The sequence below is a fragment of the Prevotella mikamonis genome (genome assembly GCF_055381405.1).
Genome location: NZ_AP035785.1, coordinates 2714416 through 2733519 on the forward strand (window position 1 = coordinate 2714416; position 19104 = coordinate 2733519).

Consider the following 19104-nt stretch of genomic DNA (forward strand, 5'->3'; position numbering starts at 1 on the left):
AACCTCATCAGAGTTTCGAAACCTTCACCCAGTCTATCCACATTTCGCCCGGCAGGTCGGCATCATTGATGCTGCCGGCCCACGTTTTCCCTCCCTTGAACTCTCCGCCGAGCGAGAAATTCAGGATAATATCAAAGTCGTAGTCGGCAAACGGATACTGTATGTTACCCTTGTCGTCGGTCTTTTGCTGGTTTTCATAGCGCCATGTCTCGTGCCCGTCGATATAGAAGACGAGTGCGTTTGCAGTCCTGTCCACGGCATATACATGGTCTTGTGTAATGTCTACAGTCCGATTGGGCTGGGCATTGCTCTCTCCGGTACACCCCAGCTGTGCTTCATTGTACGATGTGTGTACCGTCTGATAGATTTCACCGGGCGTACTCTGCACCCATTCCATGATGTCTATCTCGCCGCTTTGAGGCCAGCTCTTCCCCCCGACAGGCATCTGCCAGATGGCTGGAAAACCACCCCCGACCCGATGGGTGAACCGCGCTTTCACCTCCACACGTGTGTTACACGGAAATCCTTTGATGGTACGGATGCCCCCAGTGCGGTAAATGCCATTGCGCTTATCGGCTCGCAGCTTCAGATAACCGCCCTCCACGCTCACATTATCATAGTTAGGCGAAGCGTCGAAATAGCGCCCCCACACCGTATTGGAATACCGGCAAGGCATCCACACGGTCGTGTCGGGCTGCCGGTTCACACCGTCGAAGTTCTCTGTCAGTAACACATCGCCGGCCTGTAGGCTGACTGCCCCCAGTAAGAAAATAGAGGTTAATATCAAGTTCCGGATGGGTTGAGCCATGATTCTCATTGTTTTAGATTGATATAGATTGTGTTTGCAAAAATAATATAAGTCCGTCGCAACACCAAACAATTCACAGCTATTTAGTTGCGCGAGTAAATATGTTTTGTAACTTTGCAGCATACATAGGTAGAGACGATTATAAACCATTATATTTATGAAGAAAAATTTGAAGACATCCACCCTCTGCGTACAGGCAGGATGGGAACCTAAGAACGGCGAACCACGTGTGTTGCCGATTGTACAGAGCACCACTTTCAAGTACGATAACACCGAGGAAATGGCCCAGCTTTTCGACCTGAAGAAAGAGGGATATTTCTATAGCCGACTACAGAACCCCACCAACGACGCCGTAGCCAAGAAGATTGCTACACTTGAGGGCGGTATCGGCGCTGTACTCACATCGAGCGGACAGGCTGCCAATTTCTTCGCCATCTTCAATATCTGTGAGGCCGGCGGTCATATTGTGGTCTCCAATGAAATCTATGGAGGCACTTACAACCTCTTCGGCGTAACGCTGAAGAAGCTGGGGATAGACTGCACGTTTGTCAATCAAGACGCCAGCGAAGAGGAATTGAGTGCAGCTTTCCGCCCCAATACCAAGCTCGTGTTCGGTGAAACCATCTCCAATCCCGGCTGTAGTGTGCTTGACATTGAGAAATTTGCCAAGGTTGCGCACGCTCATGGTGTACCTCTCGTCATCGACAACACCTTTGCCACACCCGTCAACTGCCGTCCATTCGAATGGGGATGCGACATCGTCACCCACTCTACGACCAAATACATGGACGGCCATGCCACCCAAGTGGGCGGCGTAGTGGTCGACAGCGGCAACTTCGATTGGGAAGCTCATGCCGATAAGTTCCCCGGACTGTGCACACCCGACGATTCATACCACGGACTTACTTATACCAAAGCATTCGGCAAGATGGCCTATATCACCAAGCTCGTGGCACAGCTGATGCGCGACCTTGGTGCTATTCCAGGCCCGCAAAATTCGTTCCTGCTCAATCTGGGACTCGAAACGCTCCACCTCCGCATGCCCCAACACTGTCGCAACGCGCAGCGTATCGCAGAGTTTCTGGCTGCCGACGACCGCGTGGCATGGGTACACTATGCCGGATTGTCCACCGACCCCAATCATGCCAAGGCTCAGAAATATCTGCCTAACGGTACATGTGGTGTTCTGGCCTTCGGCCTGAAAGGCGACCGTGAGACTGCTATCAAGTTCATGGACTCGTTGCAACTCATCGCCATCGTGACCCACGTGGCCGACGCCCGCACCTGTGTGCTCCATCCGGCCAGCCACACCCACCGCCAATTATCCGACGAACAGTTGCGCGAGGCAGGCATTGCGCCCGACCTCATTCGTCTCTCTGTGGGTATAGAAGATGCCGACGACCTGCTCGACGACATCAAGCAGGCACTTGATAAGATTTAATATTCCATATGCAGAAAGGTGTGTTCGAGCAGGGTACACCTTTCTTTTTTACTCACAAACTTGAAAAATTCATACTCCACCAAGCTCTTACACGGGTAAGGCCTGGCCATATACAAGTGGAAATGCCACCATGTAACGGGACTAACCCTGATACATGGTGGCATTTTTTAGTGATTCAGTCTTAATTCAGAGGTGTGCCGTAGTAGGGGCGCAACTCATCATTCGACTTATAATAGTAATAGGTAGACGGATTGGTATATGGGTTGTTGTAGTGATATACCGCGTTGTTGGCATTGCGTTCGGCCTGATTCCATCCCGGCGTCCATCCAGGGAAGACACCGTCGATATTGATACAGTGCTGATAACGCTCACAGTTAGTACCCTTATAAGCACGATGTATACCCACTTCCAGACGCTTAGCATCGAAATAGTTGATGCCTTCGCCCCAGAACTCCACACCTTTTTGGAATACGTATTCATCCATAAACTCCTTCTCGTTGGCAGCCTTGCAGGTGTAGTCGCTGTTTCTGGTCTTCACGATGTTCTCCAATTCTTTCTTGGCTGCTGCCAACCCCGATGTATGAAGGGCTGCTTCAGCCTTCAGGAAGTACATCTCTTCCACGCGCATAACGGGGAAGTCGGTAGCTCCACCCACTTCAAAGTTGGTGTAATTGCCATTGTGTGGGCGGAACTTGATGTTGACATAGAGCCACGGCCACGACTGGTAACCATACGATTTGTTGATGCGTGAGCGAATCCATGAGGGCGAGCTGTTCAGCCTGTATTGATACTTGTCGCTGCCGTAACCAGTATAGAGGTCGGTCCAGTCGCTCTGCTCGGTACTGGTAAATTCGGCATTTCCTTTCTGGTATTTGTTGTTGATGAAGTTGCCTTTGGCGTCTCTCTCAATCAGATAGGGCTGTCCCGGCACCTGATTCTTTGACTCGTAGAAGAAGTTAGGAGCTAGCCAAGACTTCTTGCGGAAGTCTTTGTCAGACAGTTGTTCGTACCATTTGCGGTCGAGCGAACGCCCTACACGCCAGCCATATTCGCTGAAGTTGGTCTCTGTGCAGAATATCATGGAGTAAGAGAACGACTGCCAGTCGCCTCCGGTAGCGGCAAACGTGTTGCCCTCGGAGATAGATGTAGCGAGCAACCATGAGTTCTGAGAGTTACGATTGTTGAATCCGTTGACAGGATCAGTCCACTGGTCTTCGGTCAGCGGTGTGCATTTGGAAGTCGTGATAGCCTTGTCGGCATAGTCGCTTGCTTTCTTCCAGTAGGCAGCTTCGTCCTTGTATTTAGCTGCTGTCTTGACTCTCGATGCCAAGTTGGTGTATGCGCGTGCATAGAGACCATACACTACGCTCTGGTCGGGCTGTACCTTGTCGCTTCTGGTGAATCCTTGCAGGTATTTATCGGCCTTGGCTAGGTCGCCCAATATCAGGTCGTACACGGCGTCGACTGTAGCGCGCGGGTTGTTGATAGCCTCTTCCGAGGTTGTTTTCTCGGTAACGATGGGGATGCCGAGATTGGTCAGGTCGTTCTCAGGAGCGGTGAAGGTGTACCGGCTGTCGGTCGGTTTCTTGTACTCCATGATTTGCACCAAGTCCATATAGAAGAGTGCGCGGTAGGCATGGGCAATGCCCAGATAGGCACGTTTGGTGGCATCTGTCTCCGTAGAGTCGATGAGTCCGATGACGTTGTTGGCAGTCTTGATGTAGCCGTAATAGGTGTACGAGGGGTATGTACCACGATTAGAACCGTTGGCACTCACCGACCCCATGCAGTAAGCTCCCATGGTATTATAACCGTTCGTACCTGTACAGACCAGTTGGGTAGTACCGTGTTCGAGCATGGAGACGAGACATCCGTATGATATAAGTTCTATACCGCCGTCGTCGTTCTTGTATCCTACCATCGTGGTATAGATAGAATTGACCATTCCTTCCAGTGCGCTGGTAGATTTCTGAATCTGTTCGGCATGCACGAATTCGGTAGATGTGGTCTCATCTATGCAGCTTCCAAGGCATAGGGCAGCTGCGGCTATTGCCAAATATAATTTTAAATTCTTTTTCATAGTGCGAATTTCATTTCAAGATTAGAATGTAACTGAGACTCCGGCAGACAGCGTTCGCATGGGCGAGTACAATTCCGGATTGGTGTAACCCTTCAGGGTATAGCGAGGATCCAGACCTTGGCGGGCCGAAACGTAGAACAGATTTTCGGCAGAGAAATATACTCTTACGTTCTGTAGCTGCCATTTGCTGACGAGAGACTGAGGCAGATTGTAGCCCAAGTTCAGGTTCTGGAGGTTCAGATAGCTTGCACTTTTGAGGAAACGGTCGCTGCGTGCGCTCTGTGAATACTTCTCCGAGAAGCGCAGACGGGGAATGTCGCTGCCTGTATTTTCGGCGGTCCATGCCTTGAGCATGTCTTCGTGCCAGTTGGTAGCTGTTGTGCCGCCAGTGTGCATCAGGGTCTGATAGGTGTAGTCGTAGGCCTTGCCGCCGAGCTGATAGTTGAAGTTGACAGACAAGTCGAAGCCATAGAAAGTGAACGTCGTGCCGAAACCGCCTGAGAACGAAGGCAGGGCGTCGCCGCACAGATAGTCGGTTGCGACGGCTGCATCCTTGGTGGTCTCGCGTCCGGTAACGTTTCCGTTGCCGTCGACCACATCCTTGTAATAGAGTGCCTCGCCCGTCTGAGCGTCTACACCGGCATATTTAGGCAGATACCATGTGTACAGTGGTAAGCCTTCGGCTACGAAATACTGGTATTTGGAAACGAACGAATGGTCCAGGTTCACATAGCCGTTATGGCCTTCCACCATCGTGGTCTTGATTTCATCGGGCAGGCTCAACACCTTGTTCTTGATGTGGGAGATGTTGAAACTTACGTCCCATCTGAAGTTTTTCTTCATCATCGGCACGGCATTCAATACCAATTCCACACCGGCATTGCGCATGTCGCCGAGGTTCACGTAGTAGCTCGTGTAGCCAATAGAGGGCGGAGAGGTGAGCGCGAACAGCATGTCGCTGGTCTTACGGTAGAAGTAATCCAGACTACCGCTGAGTCGATGGTTGAACAAATCGAATTCCACGCCCACGTTCCAGTTGGAGTTTGTCTCCCAGGTGATGTTGTCAGTACCTTTCTGTCTCCACTGGTAAGCCACCTTATTGTCGCTGTTCACTACGTTGTAGGTGTCTGTATAGAGGTAGTTTCCGATATTGTCGTTACCCTGTGAACCTACCGAAACCTTCAGTTTCAGAGAGTTGACAGCCTCGGCATGGAAGAACTTCTCTTTAGAGATAACCCATGCACCGCCGACCGACCAGAAGTTACCCCATCTGTGTGCTTTGTCGAAACGCGATGAAGCATCGCGGCGGAAAGACAGTGAGCCGTAGTATTTGTCGTCGTAATCGTACATGCCGCGGAAGAAGAAACCTTCGTTGTTGTAGCGTGTGGAATACGATGTGGGGTTGTTGTTCTTGTTGAGTACGGTAGCCAGTTCGTGTGTGCCGTCAATACCGAAGTTATGTCCTGAGGCATAGAGATACTCGTACTTGTCGTTGTAGTATTCGTGTCCCAGCAATGCACTGATGGTATGTTTGCCCAAATCCTTGTTGTAGTTCAGCAACTGCTGGGTGTTGTAGGTGAAGCTCGTGGTAGAGTTTTTCTCCAGGTTACCGTTGTTGGAAGACCCCGTGTAGTGGTCGGCAAACGGACTGCTGATGTAGGTATATCTGCTATTGTTGTTGTAGATGTTGGCATTGATGGTGAATGTCAGGTCAGATGTGAGCTTGACATCGGCATAGCCACTGGCACTTAGCACGTTGGAGGTAGTGCGCGAATCCCTGTACTTGTTTTCGAAGATGGGGTTGCCACCGACTCCTCCGGCACGGCTCAGGTCGTATGCACGGGCAAAGTCGAACATCTTTTCGCCCCACTGGTCAATCATGATGCTGCCGTCGGGATTTCGGTAATAGATAGGATAGACGGGCGCCTGTGTCTTGATGACGCTCCAGATAGTTCCCGTTCCGATAGTACCTTCGTCGGTTTGGGCATATTTATAGCGGGTGTAGCTGAAGTTTGTACCCACCTTCAGCCATTTGTTGGCCTGATAGTCGAGCTTCACACGGCTGGTGATACGGTCTTCGTTGGAACGCTCCTGAATACCCTCCTGGCTCAGATAGCCCAGCGATGTGTAGTAGTTTACGCGGTCTGTAGCGCCTGAGATGGTGGCATTGTATTCCTGGCGGAAACCGTTCTGCAAGCCTTCCTTCTGCCAGTCGTCGGCCTGTAGCCACAAATCCTGTCCGTTGGCCGAATACTTCGTACCCATCTTGGCTGCGGGATTCATCGTGCCGCCGGCCTGGATGAAGTCTTGGCCTTGCGGTACGTCGTAGACCATATAGCCCGGACCTACACCGGCCGAAGCGTTGACCAGGTTCTTGTTGGCCAGTTCGTGAGCTGCCTGTGCGCTCATGCTGCCGCCTTCCTGGCTCACATAGTGGTTGTAGAGCATCTGGTAGTAGGTCTCATAGAACTGCTTGGAGTTCATTACCTTGTAGTTTTGCAGGCCGTTGGAGTTGACACCCCATTTGGCATCGAGCGTGATACGCGACTTGCCGTAAGCACCCTTGCGGGTGGTAATCATGATGACACCGTTGGCACCGCGCGCACCATACAGGGCATTGGAAGCCGCATCCTTTAATACGGTCATCGACTCGATGTCGTTGGTATTGAGTGTATTCAGGTTGCCGTCGAAGGGCATGCCGTCTACAACAATCAGAGGTTCGGTGTCGGAAGAGATAGAACCGAAACCGCGGATGGTGATAGAGGGAGACGAACCCATCTGCGACGAGGTGTTCGAGAGCTGAACACCGGCCACATGACCGGCCAGAGCCTGTGCCGGATTGGTTACTTGCATCTTCTGCAGGTCCTCGTCTTTCATCACACCGGCCGAACCTGTGAAGGCTTCGCGTTTCATCTTACCGAACGCTACCACCACTACTTCGTCGAGCGCTGCACTCTCGTTTTTCATGACTACTTTCAGATAAGACTGTCGGGCCACCTTGATAGTCTGCGTGGCATAGCCTACATACGAGAATTGCAGCGAGCCTGTGGGGCTGGCATTTACTGTAAACTCGCCGTTGACATTGGTTGTGACGCCGTTGGAAGTACCCACTTCGAGAATACTTACACCGATTAGAGGCTCACCGGTATCGTCGGTTACGACACCTTTTACTGCTTGTTGGGCCATCGCAAGAGTGGCCGTCAGCAACAGTAACATGAAGCTTAGGATTCTTTTCATTGGAATGGATTTAAAGAACGTTATTACTAAGGTTAATATAATGGCACAAAGATAAGAAAAAAAACAATATGCAAACAAAATTGGATGAAAAAATAATAAATTTCATGTAGATAAATATGTTTCACGAGAAAGTATTACCGGAAAGGTGTCTGAAACCGTATCTCGACATGGATAGGCCGGGATGGGGTGGCTGGCTAATAACTTAAAAACTCACAAACTTAGAAACTTAAAAAACTGCAAGGCTTCCGCAGCATCGCTGCAAAGGCCAAACAGCAGTGCTGCAAAGCCCAGTCAGTAACGCTGCCGAGCCTTTGCAGTTTTTTAAGTTTCTAAGTTTCTAAGTTTTTAAGTTTTTAAGTTTATGAGTTATTGAGGTAAGAGTTAATAAGGTAAGATATGAGCAAGGCAAGAGGTTGCTTGTAATCTGTTGCACATATTATCTGGTATGTGCAAAGAAATGGTTTTTCTTATCCTCATTACTGGGTATTTCTGTCAATATGTGTGCCATATCCTTCCCGATATGGAGAAATGGTAGTACCTTTGTACGCGGAAAATTCTGACCGATAAAAGTCTTTATATTACATATAAGGTGATTTTTGAACGGATAACATGACGTAACAACAGTGGCGTCCAGATTTATTTTTTTTTACTCAAAATATTTAGGAACATGAAGAATGAATGGAGAAGTTTCGTAGGAAACCAGTGGACAAGCGAGGTCAATGTACGGGATTTTATTCAGAACAATTACACGGGCTTTGATGGTAACGAAGATTTCTTGGCTGCTCCAACGGCTGCCACGGAGAAACTTTGGGATGTATTGCAACAGTTGCAGAAGGAAGAACGTGCCAAGGGTGGTGTACTTGATATGGAGACCGAGGTGGTTTCGAGTATGACGGCCTATGGGGCGGCTTATATAGACGGGCAGTTGAAGGACCTTGAAAAGGTGGTGGGACTCCAGACCGACAAGCCCCTGAAGCGTGCCTTCATGCCCTATGGCGGTATCAAGATGGCCGAGCAGGCATGTACCACTTATGGCTATACACCGTCTGAGAAGCTGCACGAAATCTTTACGAAGTATTGCAAGACACACAACGACGGAGTGTTCGATGCCTATACCGACGAGATGAAGCTGGTGCGCCATAATCATATTCTGACAGGACTGCCCGATACGTACGGTCGTGGGCGCATCGTGGGCGACTACCGACGTGTGGCTCTGTACGGTGTCGACTTCCTGATAGAAGCCAAGAAGAAAGATTTGCGTCTTTGTGGGGACGGTACGATGACCGACCATGTGATTCGTCTGCGTGAAGAGATATCTATGCAAATCAAGGCTCTCAAAGAGATGAAGGCTATGGCCGAGCTGTATGGCTACGATATTTCGCAACCGGCACGGAATGCCCGTGAGGCTGTGCAGTGGCTTTACTTCGGCTATCTGGCTGCCATCAAGACGCAGAACGGTGCTGCCATGTCGGTGGGTCGTATCTCTACTTTCCTCGATATCTATATAGAGCGCGACTTCCGCGAGGGTACGCTTACCGAAGAGGAAGCACAGGAACTGATAGACCATCTGGTGATGAAGTTCCGCATGGTGAAGTTTGCGCGTATTCCTTCATACAATCAGCTGTTCAGTGGCGACCCTGTATGGGCCACCTTGGAAGTGGCTGGTATGGGAATGGACGGTCGCTCGATGGTGACGAAGACCGATTTCCGCTTCCTCCACACGCTTGAGAATATGGGTCCGTCGCCCGAACCTAACCTCACTGTGCTGTATAGTCCACGATTGCCCGAAGGATTCAAGAAATATACTGCTGCCATTTCGGTGAAGACCAGTTCTATACAGTATGAGAACGACGACGTGATGCGTGTGGTATGGGGCGACGATTACAGTATCTGCTGCTGCGTATCTGCTACGCAGACGGGTAAGGAGATGCAGTTCTTCGGTGCTCGTGCCAATTTGGCCAAGTGTCTCACTTATGCCATTAGCGGTGGTGTGGATGCCCGTACGCGCGAGCAGTGCGGTCCGGCCTTGCGCCCGATAGAGGGCGACGTGGTGACTTACGATGAGTTCATGCCCCGTTTCATGGATATGATGGAGTGGTTGGCAGGTGTCTATGTGAACACCCTCAACCTCATTCACTATATGCACGACAAGTACTTCTATGAGGCTGCCGAGATGGCTCTCATTGATACCGACGTGCGCCGTACTTTCGCAACCGGTATTGCCGGCTTCAGCCATGTGGTCGATTCCATCAGTGCCATCAAGTATGCCAAGGTCAATATCCTGCGTGATGAGACAGGATTCCCGCTCGAATTCAAGACCGAAGGCGAGTTCCCCCGTTACGGAAACGACGACGACCGTGCTGACGATATTGCCGTGTGGCTGCTCAAGACATTCATCGGCATGATTAAGAAACACCATACTTATCGTGATTCCGAGCCTACCACGAGTATTCTCACCATTACCTCGAATGTGGTCTATGGTAAGTTTACCAGTAATATGCCCGATGGCCGTCCTGCCGGAACACCTCTTGCGCCAGGTGCTAACCCCTCGTACGGTGCAGAGAAGAACGGCCTGTTGGCATCGCTCAATTCTGTGGCTAAGCTGCCTTATGAGTATGCACTCGACGGAATCAGCAATACACAGACCATCAGCCCCGACACATTGGGACACGATGATGAGGAGCGTGCGAACACGCTTGTGGGTGTGATGGATGGCTATTTCAGTCGTGGTGCACACCATCTTAATGTCAATGTGTTTGGTGTAGACAAGTTGAAAGACGCTATGGAGCATCCTGAGAAGCCGGAATATGCCAATTTCACCATCCGTGTGAGTGGCTATGCCGTGAAATTCATCGACCTGACGCGCGAGCAGCAGGAAGATGTGATAGCACGTCAGGCACATAATAAGATGTAGGAAGTGGAAATGGTCCTTGCTTGCTCGGCATGAATGGGGCAGGCAGCAGACTTATTTTCGGATATAGAAAAGAAACGGAGTGCTGGTGTGGCGCTCCGTTTCCAATTAAAAAAGAGTGAGGGCTGAAAATGGAAACAGATAAGTTGAGTGTGCAGAAACGGAAATATGATGTGCTGGCAGAGGACGGGTTGCCTGATTTAGCGACTGATATGGAAAGTCCTAAGATGGCTTTCCTGCATTCTACCGAGTCGTTTGGGTCGGTCGACGGACCGGGTATTCGTTTCGTTATTTTCCTGCAAGGCTGTCCCATGCGTTGCCGTTATTGTCATAATCCCGATTCGTGGAAAAGGGAAGAGCTACAGAAGACCACGGCAGACGAGTTGCTCGACCGTGCCGAACGCTACCGCAGTTATTGGGGAAAGACCGGAGGGATTACCGTGAGTGGGGGCGAAGCGCTGCTCCAGATAGATTTCTTGATAGAGCTGTTTGCCAAAGCTCATGAGCGCGGAATCAATACATGTCTCGACACCTCTGCACAGCCTTTCTCACGCCAAGCGCCCTTTTACGATAAATTCGTGCAACTGATGCAGCACACGGATTTGGTGTTGCTCGATATCAAGCATATAGACAGTGAGGCCCATCATAGGCTTACGGGCCATCCCAATGAGAATATTCTGGATGCTGCCCGCTGTCTCTCGGATATGGGGAAGCCCGTATGGATTCGCCATGTACTGGTGCCGGGCCTGACCGATGATGAAGATGCGCTGCGCCGATTGGCCGATTTCATTCAGACATTGGCCAATGTGCAGCGCATAGAGGTGCTGCCTTATCATGCCTTGGGCATGTATAAGTGGGAGAATCTGGGAATACCTTACACCTTGAAAGATGTGCCTGCGCCTACGAAAGAGCAGGTGGAATGGGCTGGGAAAATACTTCGTGGCGAGTTGTAAGTGTATGCGCTGGATGTTTATCGTAGAAAATCGTTGGCCAATCTGATGGATTCCTGGAAGGCAGACTCCTGACCTCTGACGGTAATAAACAGATGGACGCTGCCTTGTAACACCCTGCGACGGGCATCGACGCCTAATTGTCGGATTCTGCCGATGAAGGTTTCGCCCTGCGTGCATAGGATGTCGCGCTCGGCAGCCACCAACAGTAGCTTGGGAAGTTGTGCCAACAAGGTATCTGAAGCCATTGAGGGAGAAACGAGAGGGTGGCGTTCCTGTCCTTGGGCATAGGCCCGATTGAATGCTTCCATGATGCTCCCGTCTAAGGCAGTTCCCTGCTGATAGGCCTGCCACGAAGCGGAATGGTCGTTCCATGCCGATACCACGGGATAGAACAGCAGCAGGGAATGGAGAGGAGAAGTTCCGTTTTGCAAGAAAGATAGCGTAGTGGTCAGGGCAAGATTTCCCCCGGCACTATCGCCCCCTATAGATATTCGGCTACTGTCTGCGCCCCAGTCAGTAGCTTTTTCTTTGGCCATACGTACAGCATGGATGCAGTCTTGCAGTGCGGCAGGGAAAGGATGTTCGGGCGCGAGTCGGTAGTTGAGTGCCAAAACCATCACCTCGCCTTGGGCAGCCAACTGCTGACAGAAGCGGGCACAGCTGTTGATACTGCCGAATGTCCATCCGCCACCGTGCAGATAGATAAGGAGTGGCAGTGTCTTTCGGTGCTTGTGACGGGGAGTATATAGGCAAAGTGCAGGGGCGATATAAGATGTTACGACCTCATGGCATGCTTCCGGAGACCGATTGCGCGATTTTCTGATGGCCGCCAGTGGAATGGTATCGCCTTCGATGGCTTTCAGGATGGCCGCCGTCTGTCTCTCTTGCAAGTCACTGGGCATTTGGTGTAAGAACCAGTCGGCTTCTTGCTTGAAATCATATTGAGTGATGATGTCGTGTTGTTGTGCGAAAGTAGGAAAGCTACATACTGTCATCAGACAGACGATAAGGGATAAGATGCGCTGCATGTTGAAACTGTTTTGAAGTGTGAAGTGCAAAGCTACGATAAAAAGAGAAGTCTGCAAAACGTTCGTAGCCTTATCTTGTGGGCAAATGGCATAAGACTGCCGGCATATAGATAAAAACCGTGTAAGTTTCGTTATTATCTTCTATTTGCATTATCTTTGTCCGTAACAAAATCAAGAATGATGGGCGACGATACCGGACAACAGAAGTTTCTGAATAAGTTTTACCTCAAGGATGTGACGTTTGTCAATCTGATGATGCGTCGTATCTACAATGTGCTTATCGTGGCTAATCCCTACGATGCGTTCATGTTGGAAGATGACGGGCGAGTGGAAGAGAAGATATACAACGAGTATATGCAGTTGGGGTTGCGCTATCCGCCCACGTTTACGCAGGTGAGCACGATAGAAGAGGCGTCGAAGGTGCTGCATACGACGAACATAGACCTTGTTATCTGTATGCCGGGCAATGCCGACAACGATGCCTTCACCGTGGCCCATGCCATCAAAGATGAGTTTCCGAGTATCCATTGTATCGTATTGACGCCTTTCTCCCATGGTATTACGCGTCGCATGCAGAACGAAGATTTGAGCATCTTCGACTATGTATTCTGCTGGTTGGGCAACACCAATCTCATCTTGTCTATCATCAAACTGATAGAAGATAAGATGAATATAGAGCACGATATACGCGAGGGTGGGGTGCAGATGATTCTGCTGGTGGAAGACAGCATCCGGTTCTACTCGTCCATCTTGCCCAATCTATACAATTATATATTGCTACAGAGTCAGCGATTCTCTACCGAAGCACTGAACAGGCATACCGCCACGCTGCGTATGCGAGGCCGTCCGAAAGTGGTACTGGCACGCACTTACGAGGAAGCACTGGCCATGTACGAGAAGTATAAGGACAATACGCTGGGGGTAATCAGCGATGTCCGCTTTCCACGTGGGGGAGTGAAGGATGCCGAAGCGGGTCTTGCGCTCTTGCGCGAAATCAGAAGTCGCGACGAATATGTACCGCTTATCATGGAGAGCGCGGAGTCTGAGAATCGGCAGATGGCCGAGGCGGCAGGATTCCATTTCGTAGACAAGAACTCGAAGAAGATGAGTATCGACCTCCGTCATCTGATGGAAGAGCACATGGGATTCGGCGATTTCATCTTCCGCAATCCCAAGACACACGAGGAAGTGATGAGGGTAGGCTCGCTCAAGGAGCTGCAAGACAACATCTTCAAGATTCCCGACGACTCCATGCTCTATCATGTGAGCCGCAACCACATGAGCCGTTGGCTCTCGGCCCGTGCCATTTTCCCCGTATCGGCGTTCCTGAAACATATCACCTGGCACAAGTTGCAGGATGTAGCTGCCCACCGACAGATAATATTCGACGCCATCGTGCAGTACAGGCACATGAAGAATATCGGTGTGGTGGCCGTGTTCGACCGCATGAAGTTCGACCGCTATGCCCATTTCGCACGTATTGGCGAAGGTTCGTTGGGCGGTAAGGGGCGTGGTCTGGCATTCCTTGACAATGTGGTGAAGCTGCATCCGGAGTTCAATGCCTATGATAATATGAAGGTGCAGATACCCAAAACCGTGGTGCTGTGTACCGATATCTTCGATCAGTTCATGGAACAGAACAACCTGTACCAGATAGCCTTGAGCGATGCCACGGACGAAGTGATACTCCAATACTTCTTGCGGGCGCAGCTGCCCGACTCGTTGATAGCCGATTTCTTCACGTTCTTTGAGGCCACGAAGCGTCCTATCGCCATTCGGTCTAGCTCGTTGTTGGAAGACAGCCACTATCAGCCGTTTGCCGGAATCTACAGCACTTACATGATACCTTATCTGGACGACAAATATACCATGTTGCATATGCTGGCCGCAGCTATCAAGAGCGTGTATGCGTCTGTGTACTATCGCGATTCGAAGGCTTACATGACGGCTACGAGCAACGTGATAGACCAGGAGAAGATGGCCGTGATATTGCAGGAAGTGGTGGGAAAACAATATGGTACACATTATTATCCGAATATCAGTGGAGTGTTGCGTTCGCTCAACTATTACCCCATCGGCAACGAAACGGCAGAAGAAGGAATAGCCTCGTTGGCTCTCGGACTGGGTAAATACATTGTGGATGGCGGACAGACATTGCGTGTCTCGCCCTATCATCCTGACCAGGTGTTGCAGATGAGTGAGCTGGAAATAGCCCTACGGGAAACCCAAACGCAATTCTATGCGCTCGATGTGGCCAACGTGAGCGATAACTTCAATGTGGACGATGGGTTCAATATCAGCAAGCGGAAGGTGAAGGATGCCGACAAAGATGGTTCGCTCTACCTGGTAGCATCGACCTTCGACCCTTACGATCAGGTGATACGCGATGGGCTGTATGAGGGTGGACGGAAAATTATTTCGTTTGCCGGCGTGTTGCAGCAAGGGGTAGTTCCGTTTGCCGAAGTGATGCAGATGTCGATGAAGTATGGCTCTGAGGCCATGCGAAGACCGGTAGAAATAGAGTTTGCCTGCAATATATCGGAAGACAATACGGCCGAATTCAATCTGTTGCAGGTGCGACCGATAGTAGACGCCAAGCAGATGTTGGATGAGGATGTACGCGGTATAGCCGATACCGACTGCCTGTTGCGCTCTCATCATTCGCTGGGGCATGGTATCTCGGAAGACGTGACCGATGTGGTATATGTGAAGTACGACGACTCATTCTCGGCCATGAACAATTACTATGTAGCCGACGATATAGAGCGCATCAACCGTAAATTCCTGGTCGATGGCAATAACTATATTCTCGTAGGGCCTGGTCGGTGGGGTTCGAGCGACCACTATCTGGGTGTACCGGTGAAGTGGCCGCATATCAGTGCAGCCCGTGTCATCGTGGAAGTAGCACTCAAGGATTACCGCGTAGACCCAAGCCAGGGCACTCATTTCTTCCAGAATCTGACGAGTTTCGGTGTGGGGTATTTTACCATAGACATGAATACGGCAGATGGCGGACTCATTCGGAAAGAGTTGTTGGATAGTCTGCCGGCTGTAGAAGAGACGCCGTATGTGCGCCATGTACGGTTTGACCATCCGCTTCGCATCCTCATGGACGGTAAGAAACAAGAAGGTGTGGTGTTGAGGTAAGTAATTGTTAATAAGCCTTTTAAAGAAAATAAAAATCTAAATAAATTACATTTCTGCTACAAAATATTTGGAAGTAATTACTTTTCCTGTTACCTTTGCATCGTGTTTTTCATGGTATTAGATTTAAGGTTAATAAAGGTTGGGACTCAGCGGAGCCCCTTTTTTTATGCCCTTACGTTTGTATCATGATTTTTTTGTGCATGATAGGCACGTTTAGTTTTGTGGTATTCAGTTTTTTTACTTACTTTTGTTGTCAATAATGCGATACGGATTATGACCGGATTACTATGTGCTTAACCTCTCAGCTACATTGGTATAATGACAGAATTTGAAAGACTTTATATCACGTGGTATGCTCGTATGAAGAGCTTCGCGCTGGTTTATGTGAAGCGGGAAGCCGATGCAGAGGACGTAGTGCAGGATGTCTTCGCAAAAATATACGAACGCGAAGACTTGTTTGGTAAAGACATCAACATCACCAGTTATTTGTTTACGTCGGTCAAGCATGCTTGCCTGAACCATTTACGCGAAAGCCTGACGGTGTCGATGGCCTATTCCAAATATTACGAAAGCCAGCGATTGGAGATGCAACTCATGTATGATTCGTTGGAACAACTGGATATGGCCTTCCCTGATGCGTCTATAGAAGAATTGTTGGAGGATGCCATTAACCGGTTGCCTGAGAAGTGCAGGCAGATATTTATCATGAGCAAGCTCAAAGGCACGAAGCAGAAAGACATCGCACGAGAGCTGGGAGTGTCGGTCAATACGGTGGAAGTGCAGATGGGTATTGCGTATAAGAAGTTGCGAGAAAGACTCAAAAACTGCATTCCTTTATTGGCGTTCCTGTATATAGTTCCTTAGACTCTTTACCCCATTTCTTGTTTTGATGGTGTTACGGCGTGATTCTCAGTTTCACCCATACACCTTTGTGGTCGGTGGGCCACACGCCCAAAGGAAGCGTGAAGAGGTCTTTTGTATTTTCCTTGATGGCTGTCGAGCGACAGACAGACATGGTCGGACCGAATATCCGGGCCGTTACGGGCGTCACGTTCTTACCTTTATAATAGATGAAGTCGATACGTTCGCGCTCGTCGGCCTTTGGTGCCCACGTCAGTTTATCCATCTTTGCGGCCGGATTGTAGCTCGGATAGGTGAATCCGGGATGCGTCACTGGGTTGGGATAAAGTTCACGATAGCTATCCTTGAAGCCGTGTTTGTAGAGCATGGTAGACACCGTCCACGGCACAATCATACCTTGATGGTCGTAGAGGTCTTTGGTCTGGGCGGTCCAGTCCAAATGGGATGGCTCATTGAAATCGCCTCCGAAGATGACACAGTGGCCGGCTTCGATGTCGTGACGGGCCTCGTTGATGAATGCCTGTACCTCGTTGTCGCGCCAGGAGAGATCGTTCAGTCTCAGCAGTTCGGCTACCGACTGCGGTCGTTCACACTCTTTCCACGTGTTTCCGTCGTATCCGTAGACATTGTAGTAGGCGCAGTCCAGGTAGTCCAGATGGCCCGTATAGACGCTGATTTTATGTCCCTGCACTTCGGCGGTGAGCTTGTAGACACTCCCATGATCCTTGTTGAGAGTCGATACATAGACCGAGTCGATGATAGGATAGCGGCTCAGCAGTCCCGAATCGTCTGTACGGAATGAGTAGTAGGTCAGTCCCTTGGACTTCAAGTCGTTGACAAGTCGTCGCGTGAAGTCCACGTTATGATAGTTGCGGACTTCGCTTAGTGTCACAAAGTCGGGTTTCAGGCGGCATAGTTCGCTGACGATGGCCTCGTAACCACCTGGTATCAACGTGCCTTCCTGCCATATATTCCATTGTAATACGGTGATGTCGATGGGTTTGCGGGCCTGACAATAGAGGCTTGTCAGCACCAGCATCAGCGTGAATATAGCTTTTCTCATTTTGCAGTTTCCGTTTTATAAGTATCTGTTTCGCGGTTCAGGTCGAAGCAATTATATCCCTTGCTCCTCAAGTACGACTCCATACTGAGCACTCGTTTCCTAAAGTCGGCATACGAAGATTTTGTTCCCCAGGCCGTTTCGGCAATGGCCAGAAGGCGCGGATACATCATGTATTCAGCGTGAGAAGAGGTCTCTACGCATTCTGTCCATAGGTTGCCTTGTATTCCGTCGATATATTTCTCGGCGTCAGTACCCTTCAGTTCGGCCGGAACTGGGTCGTAGGTGTACACCTTTTCCAACGGAGAGTAACCACCGAAAGCCTTCGGCTGTGTCTCAGGCTTGTCCTGATAATGGTCCAGATAGTAGAATTTGGACGGCGACATCACTACATGATGTTTCATCTGCGAAGCCTTGATACCTCCCTGTTCGCCGCGCCACGACATGACAAGAGCCTGTGGCGAGAGTGTCGTTCCGTCGAGAATTTCGTCCCAGCCTATCATCCTGCGACCGTTGGCAGTGAGAAAACTGTCGATTCTGCTGATGATGTAGCCCTGTATCTGTGTTGTGTCGGTCATGTTCATACGGTTGTACAGACCTATACATTTGGGACATTTTTTCCAATAGAGCATGGTGGCTTCGTCGCCGCCGATATGGATTACCTTTGAAGGGAACACGCTTATCACCTCTTTCAGTACGTCGGTAAGAAACTTGAACGTGCGCTCGTTGCCCACACAGAGGTCGAAGCCGTCGCCCTGTCCGGTGCAGGATAGGTCTTTGAACACCTGCATCACCTCGTGGCTATGGCCGGGTATCTCGATTTCGGGAATCACATTGATATACCGGCTGCGTGCATAGGCCACGATTTCTTTCAGGTCTTTCTGTGTATAATAGCCTCCGTAGGCCCCTGGCGTACCTTTCTTGCAGTATTTGCGTCCACCGTCTATCCATTGGGAGTGGTTAATCAATGGGCGATAGGCAGTCTCGTCGGTCAGCTGTGGGTATTTCTTGATTTGCATTCGCCATCCCTCGCTGTCGGTAAGATGCAGATGCAGGCTGTTCAGTTTGAAGTAGGCGAGGGCATCTATTTGTTTTTTGATGAACTCTTTCGACCAGAAGTGGCGCGATGTATCAAGCATGAATCCTCGGTGGACGAAGCGTGGGCTGTCGGCAATCTTGGTACAGGGAATGCGCTGTTGCTGCTCCAACTGGCGCAAGGTCTGTATTCCATAGAAGATACCGGCAGCCGTAGAGGCCTCTATTCTGATAGTGTCGGTCGTCACGTTCAACTTGTATCCTTCTGCCGCAGAGGCCTCCGGATTTAGCCGAAGCATGATGACTCCCCTGGGCTGTGCCTGTGCTGTCGATTGGGGACTGCCCATGAGCATGGCCACTTGTTCCTTGATATACTTCGAGTCCTCGCCTTTGAGATTGCTTATGATCTTGTAACGCCTGTCGAGCGCGAAAGTTCCGTTGCCCGCCTGTTGCTGTACGGGTAGTGGCAGTAGCGTTTGTGCCTGGATGCCAAGGCTGCAGAACAGGCTTAGATAGAATAAAAAGTGTTTCATGTCAGTGTAT

11 protein-coding genes are annotated in these 19104 nt (G+C 50.2%); 5 read left to right on the plus strand and 6 right to left on the minus strand.

What is annotated here, in order from left to right; all coding sequences use genetic code 11:
• Window positions 1–7: 7 nt before the first annotated feature.
• Window positions 8–808, minus strand: a complete 801-nt coding sequence (locus ACZ42L_RS11345) for a glycoside hydrolase family 16 protein (protein WP_464716149.1) — start codon at window positions 806–808, stop codon at window positions 8–10.
• 157 nt (window positions 809–965) lie between these two features.
• On the opposite strand from ACZ42L_RS11345, the gene ACZ42L_RS11350 reads away from it, so the two are divergent.
• Entirely contained in the window at window positions 966–2249 is a 1284-nt protein-coding gene (locus ACZ42L_RS11350; protein ID WP_464716150.1) for an O-acetylhomoserine aminocarboxypropyltransferase/cysteine synthase family protein, read from the plus strand.
• A gap of 181 nt (window positions 2250–2430) precedes the next feature.
• Here ACZ42L_RS11350 and ACZ42L_RS11355 read toward each other — a convergent pair whose 3' ends face one another.
• Both ACZ42L_RS11355 and ACZ42L_RS11360 read right to left on the minus strand, forming a co-directional pair.
• Complete coding sequence (locus ACZ42L_RS11355) at window positions 2431–4329, minus strand: RagB/SusD family nutrient uptake outer membrane protein (protein ID WP_464716151.1); 1899 nt, start codon at window positions 4327–4329, stop codon at window positions 2431–2433.
• A gap of 21 nt (window positions 4330–4350) precedes the next feature.
• Entirely contained in the window at window positions 4351–7566 is a 3216-nt protein-coding gene (locus ACZ42L_RS11360) for a SusC/RagA family TonB-linked outer membrane protein (RefSeq protein WP_464699349.1), read from the minus strand.
• Window positions 7567–8233: 667 nt separating this feature from the next.
• Here ACZ42L_RS11360 and pflB point away from each other — a divergent pair.
• Together pflB and pflA are read left to right on the plus strand one after the other, a co-directional pair.
• On the plus strand, window positions 8234–10480 hold the full coding sequence (pflB, locus tag ACZ42L_RS11365; protein ID WP_464716152.1) for a formate C-acetyltransferase: 2247 nt from the start codon (window positions 8234–8236) through the stop codon (window positions 10478–10480).
• 209 nt (window positions 10481–10689) lie between these two features.
• Window positions 10690–11430 (plus strand): pyruvate formate-lyase-activating protein, encoded by a 741-nt coding sequence (gene pflA, locus ACZ42L_RS11370; RefSeq protein WP_464717006.1) that lies wholly within the window; start codon window positions 10690–10692, stop codon window positions 11428–11430.
• Between the two features lie 17 nt (window positions 11431–11447).
• On the opposite strand, the gene ACZ42L_RS11375 is transcribed toward pflA, so the two are convergent.
• Complete coding sequence (locus tag ACZ42L_RS11375; protein ID WP_464716153.1) at window positions 11448–12458, minus strand: alpha/beta hydrolase; 1011 nt, start codon at window positions 12456–12458, stop codon at window positions 11448–11450.
• 177 nt (window positions 12459–12635) lie between these two features.
• Between ACZ42L_RS11375 and ACZ42L_RS11380 the strand changes: the two genes are divergently transcribed.
• Both ACZ42L_RS11380 and ACZ42L_RS11385 read left to right on the plus strand, forming a co-directional pair.
• Window positions 12636–15605, plus strand: a complete 2970-nt coding sequence (locus ACZ42L_RS11380; RefSeq protein WP_464716154.1) for a PEP/pyruvate-binding domain-containing protein — start codon at window positions 12636–12638, stop codon at window positions 15603–15605.
• 318 nt (window positions 15606–15923) lie between these two features.
• A complete protein-coding gene (locus ACZ42L_RS11385) occupies window positions 15924–16469 on the plus strand; it encodes an RNA polymerase sigma-70 factor (protein ID WP_464699355.1) in 546 nt (181 codons plus the stop codon).
• A 31-nt stretch (window positions 16470–16500) separates the two neighbouring features.
• On the opposite strand, the gene ACZ42L_RS11390 is transcribed toward ACZ42L_RS11385, so the two are convergent.
• Window positions 16501–17529, minus strand: a complete 1029-nt coding sequence (locus tag ACZ42L_RS11390) for an endonuclease/exonuclease/phosphatase family protein (protein ID WP_464716155.1) — start codon at window positions 17527–17529, stop codon at window positions 16501–16503.
• Window positions 17526–19094: a beta-N-acetylhexosaminidase gene (locus tag ACZ42L_RS11395; protein WP_464716156.1), complete on the minus strand. Its 1569-nt coding sequence runs from the start codon at window positions 19092–19094 to the stop codon at window positions 17526–17528. The genes ACZ42L_RS11390 and ACZ42L_RS11395 overlap by 4 nt, the downstream gene beginning before the upstream one ends.
• Between the last annotated feature and the right edge of the window lie 10 nt (window positions 19095–19104).

Excerpts from the sequence above, each read along its gene's own strand:
- ACZ42L_RS11345 (WP_464716149.1), bottom strand. The coding sequence starts at position 808 with ATGGCTCAACCCATCCGGAACTTGATATTAACCTCTATTTTCTTACTG.
- ACZ42L_RS11360 (WP_464699349.1), bottom strand. The coding sequence starts at position 7,566 with ATGAAAAGAATCCTAAGCTTCATGTTACTGTTGCTGACGGCCACTCTT.
- ACZ42L_RS11395 (WP_464716156.1), bottom strand. The coding sequence starts at position 19,094 with ATGAAACACTTTTTATTCTATCTAAGCCTGTTCTGCAGCCTTGGCATC.
- ACZ42L_RS11385 (WP_464699355.1), top strand. The coding sequence starts at position 15,924 with ATGACAGAATTTGAAAGACTTTATATCACGTGGTATGCTCGTATGAAG.
- pflB (WP_464716152.1), top strand. The coding sequence starts at position 8,234 with ATGAAGAATGAATGGAGAAGTTTCGTAGGAAACCAGTGGACAAGCGAG.
- ACZ42L_RS11355 (WP_464716151.1), bottom strand. The coding sequence starts at position 4,329 with ATGAAAAAGAATTTAAAATTATATTTGGCAATAGCCGCAGCTGCCCTA.
- ACZ42L_RS11350 (WP_464716150.1), top strand. The coding sequence starts at position 966 with ATGAAGAAAAATTTGAAGACATCCACCCTCTGCGTACAGGCAGGATGG.
- pflA (WP_464717006.1), top strand. The coding sequence starts at position 10,690 with ATGGAAAGTCCTAAGATGGCTTTCCTGCATTCTACCGAGTCGTTTGGG.
- ACZ42L_RS11375 (WP_464716153.1), bottom strand. The coding sequence starts at position 12,458 with ATGCAGCGCATCTTATCCCTTATCGTCTGTCTGATGACAGTATGTAGC.
- ACZ42L_RS11380 (WP_464716154.1), top strand. The coding sequence starts at position 12,636 with ATGATGGGCGACGATACCGGACAACAGAAGTTTCTGAATAAGTTTTAC.
- ACZ42L_RS11390 (WP_464716155.1), bottom strand. The coding sequence starts at position 17,529 with ATGAGAAAAGCTATATTCACGCTGATGCTGGTGCTGACAAGCCTCTAT.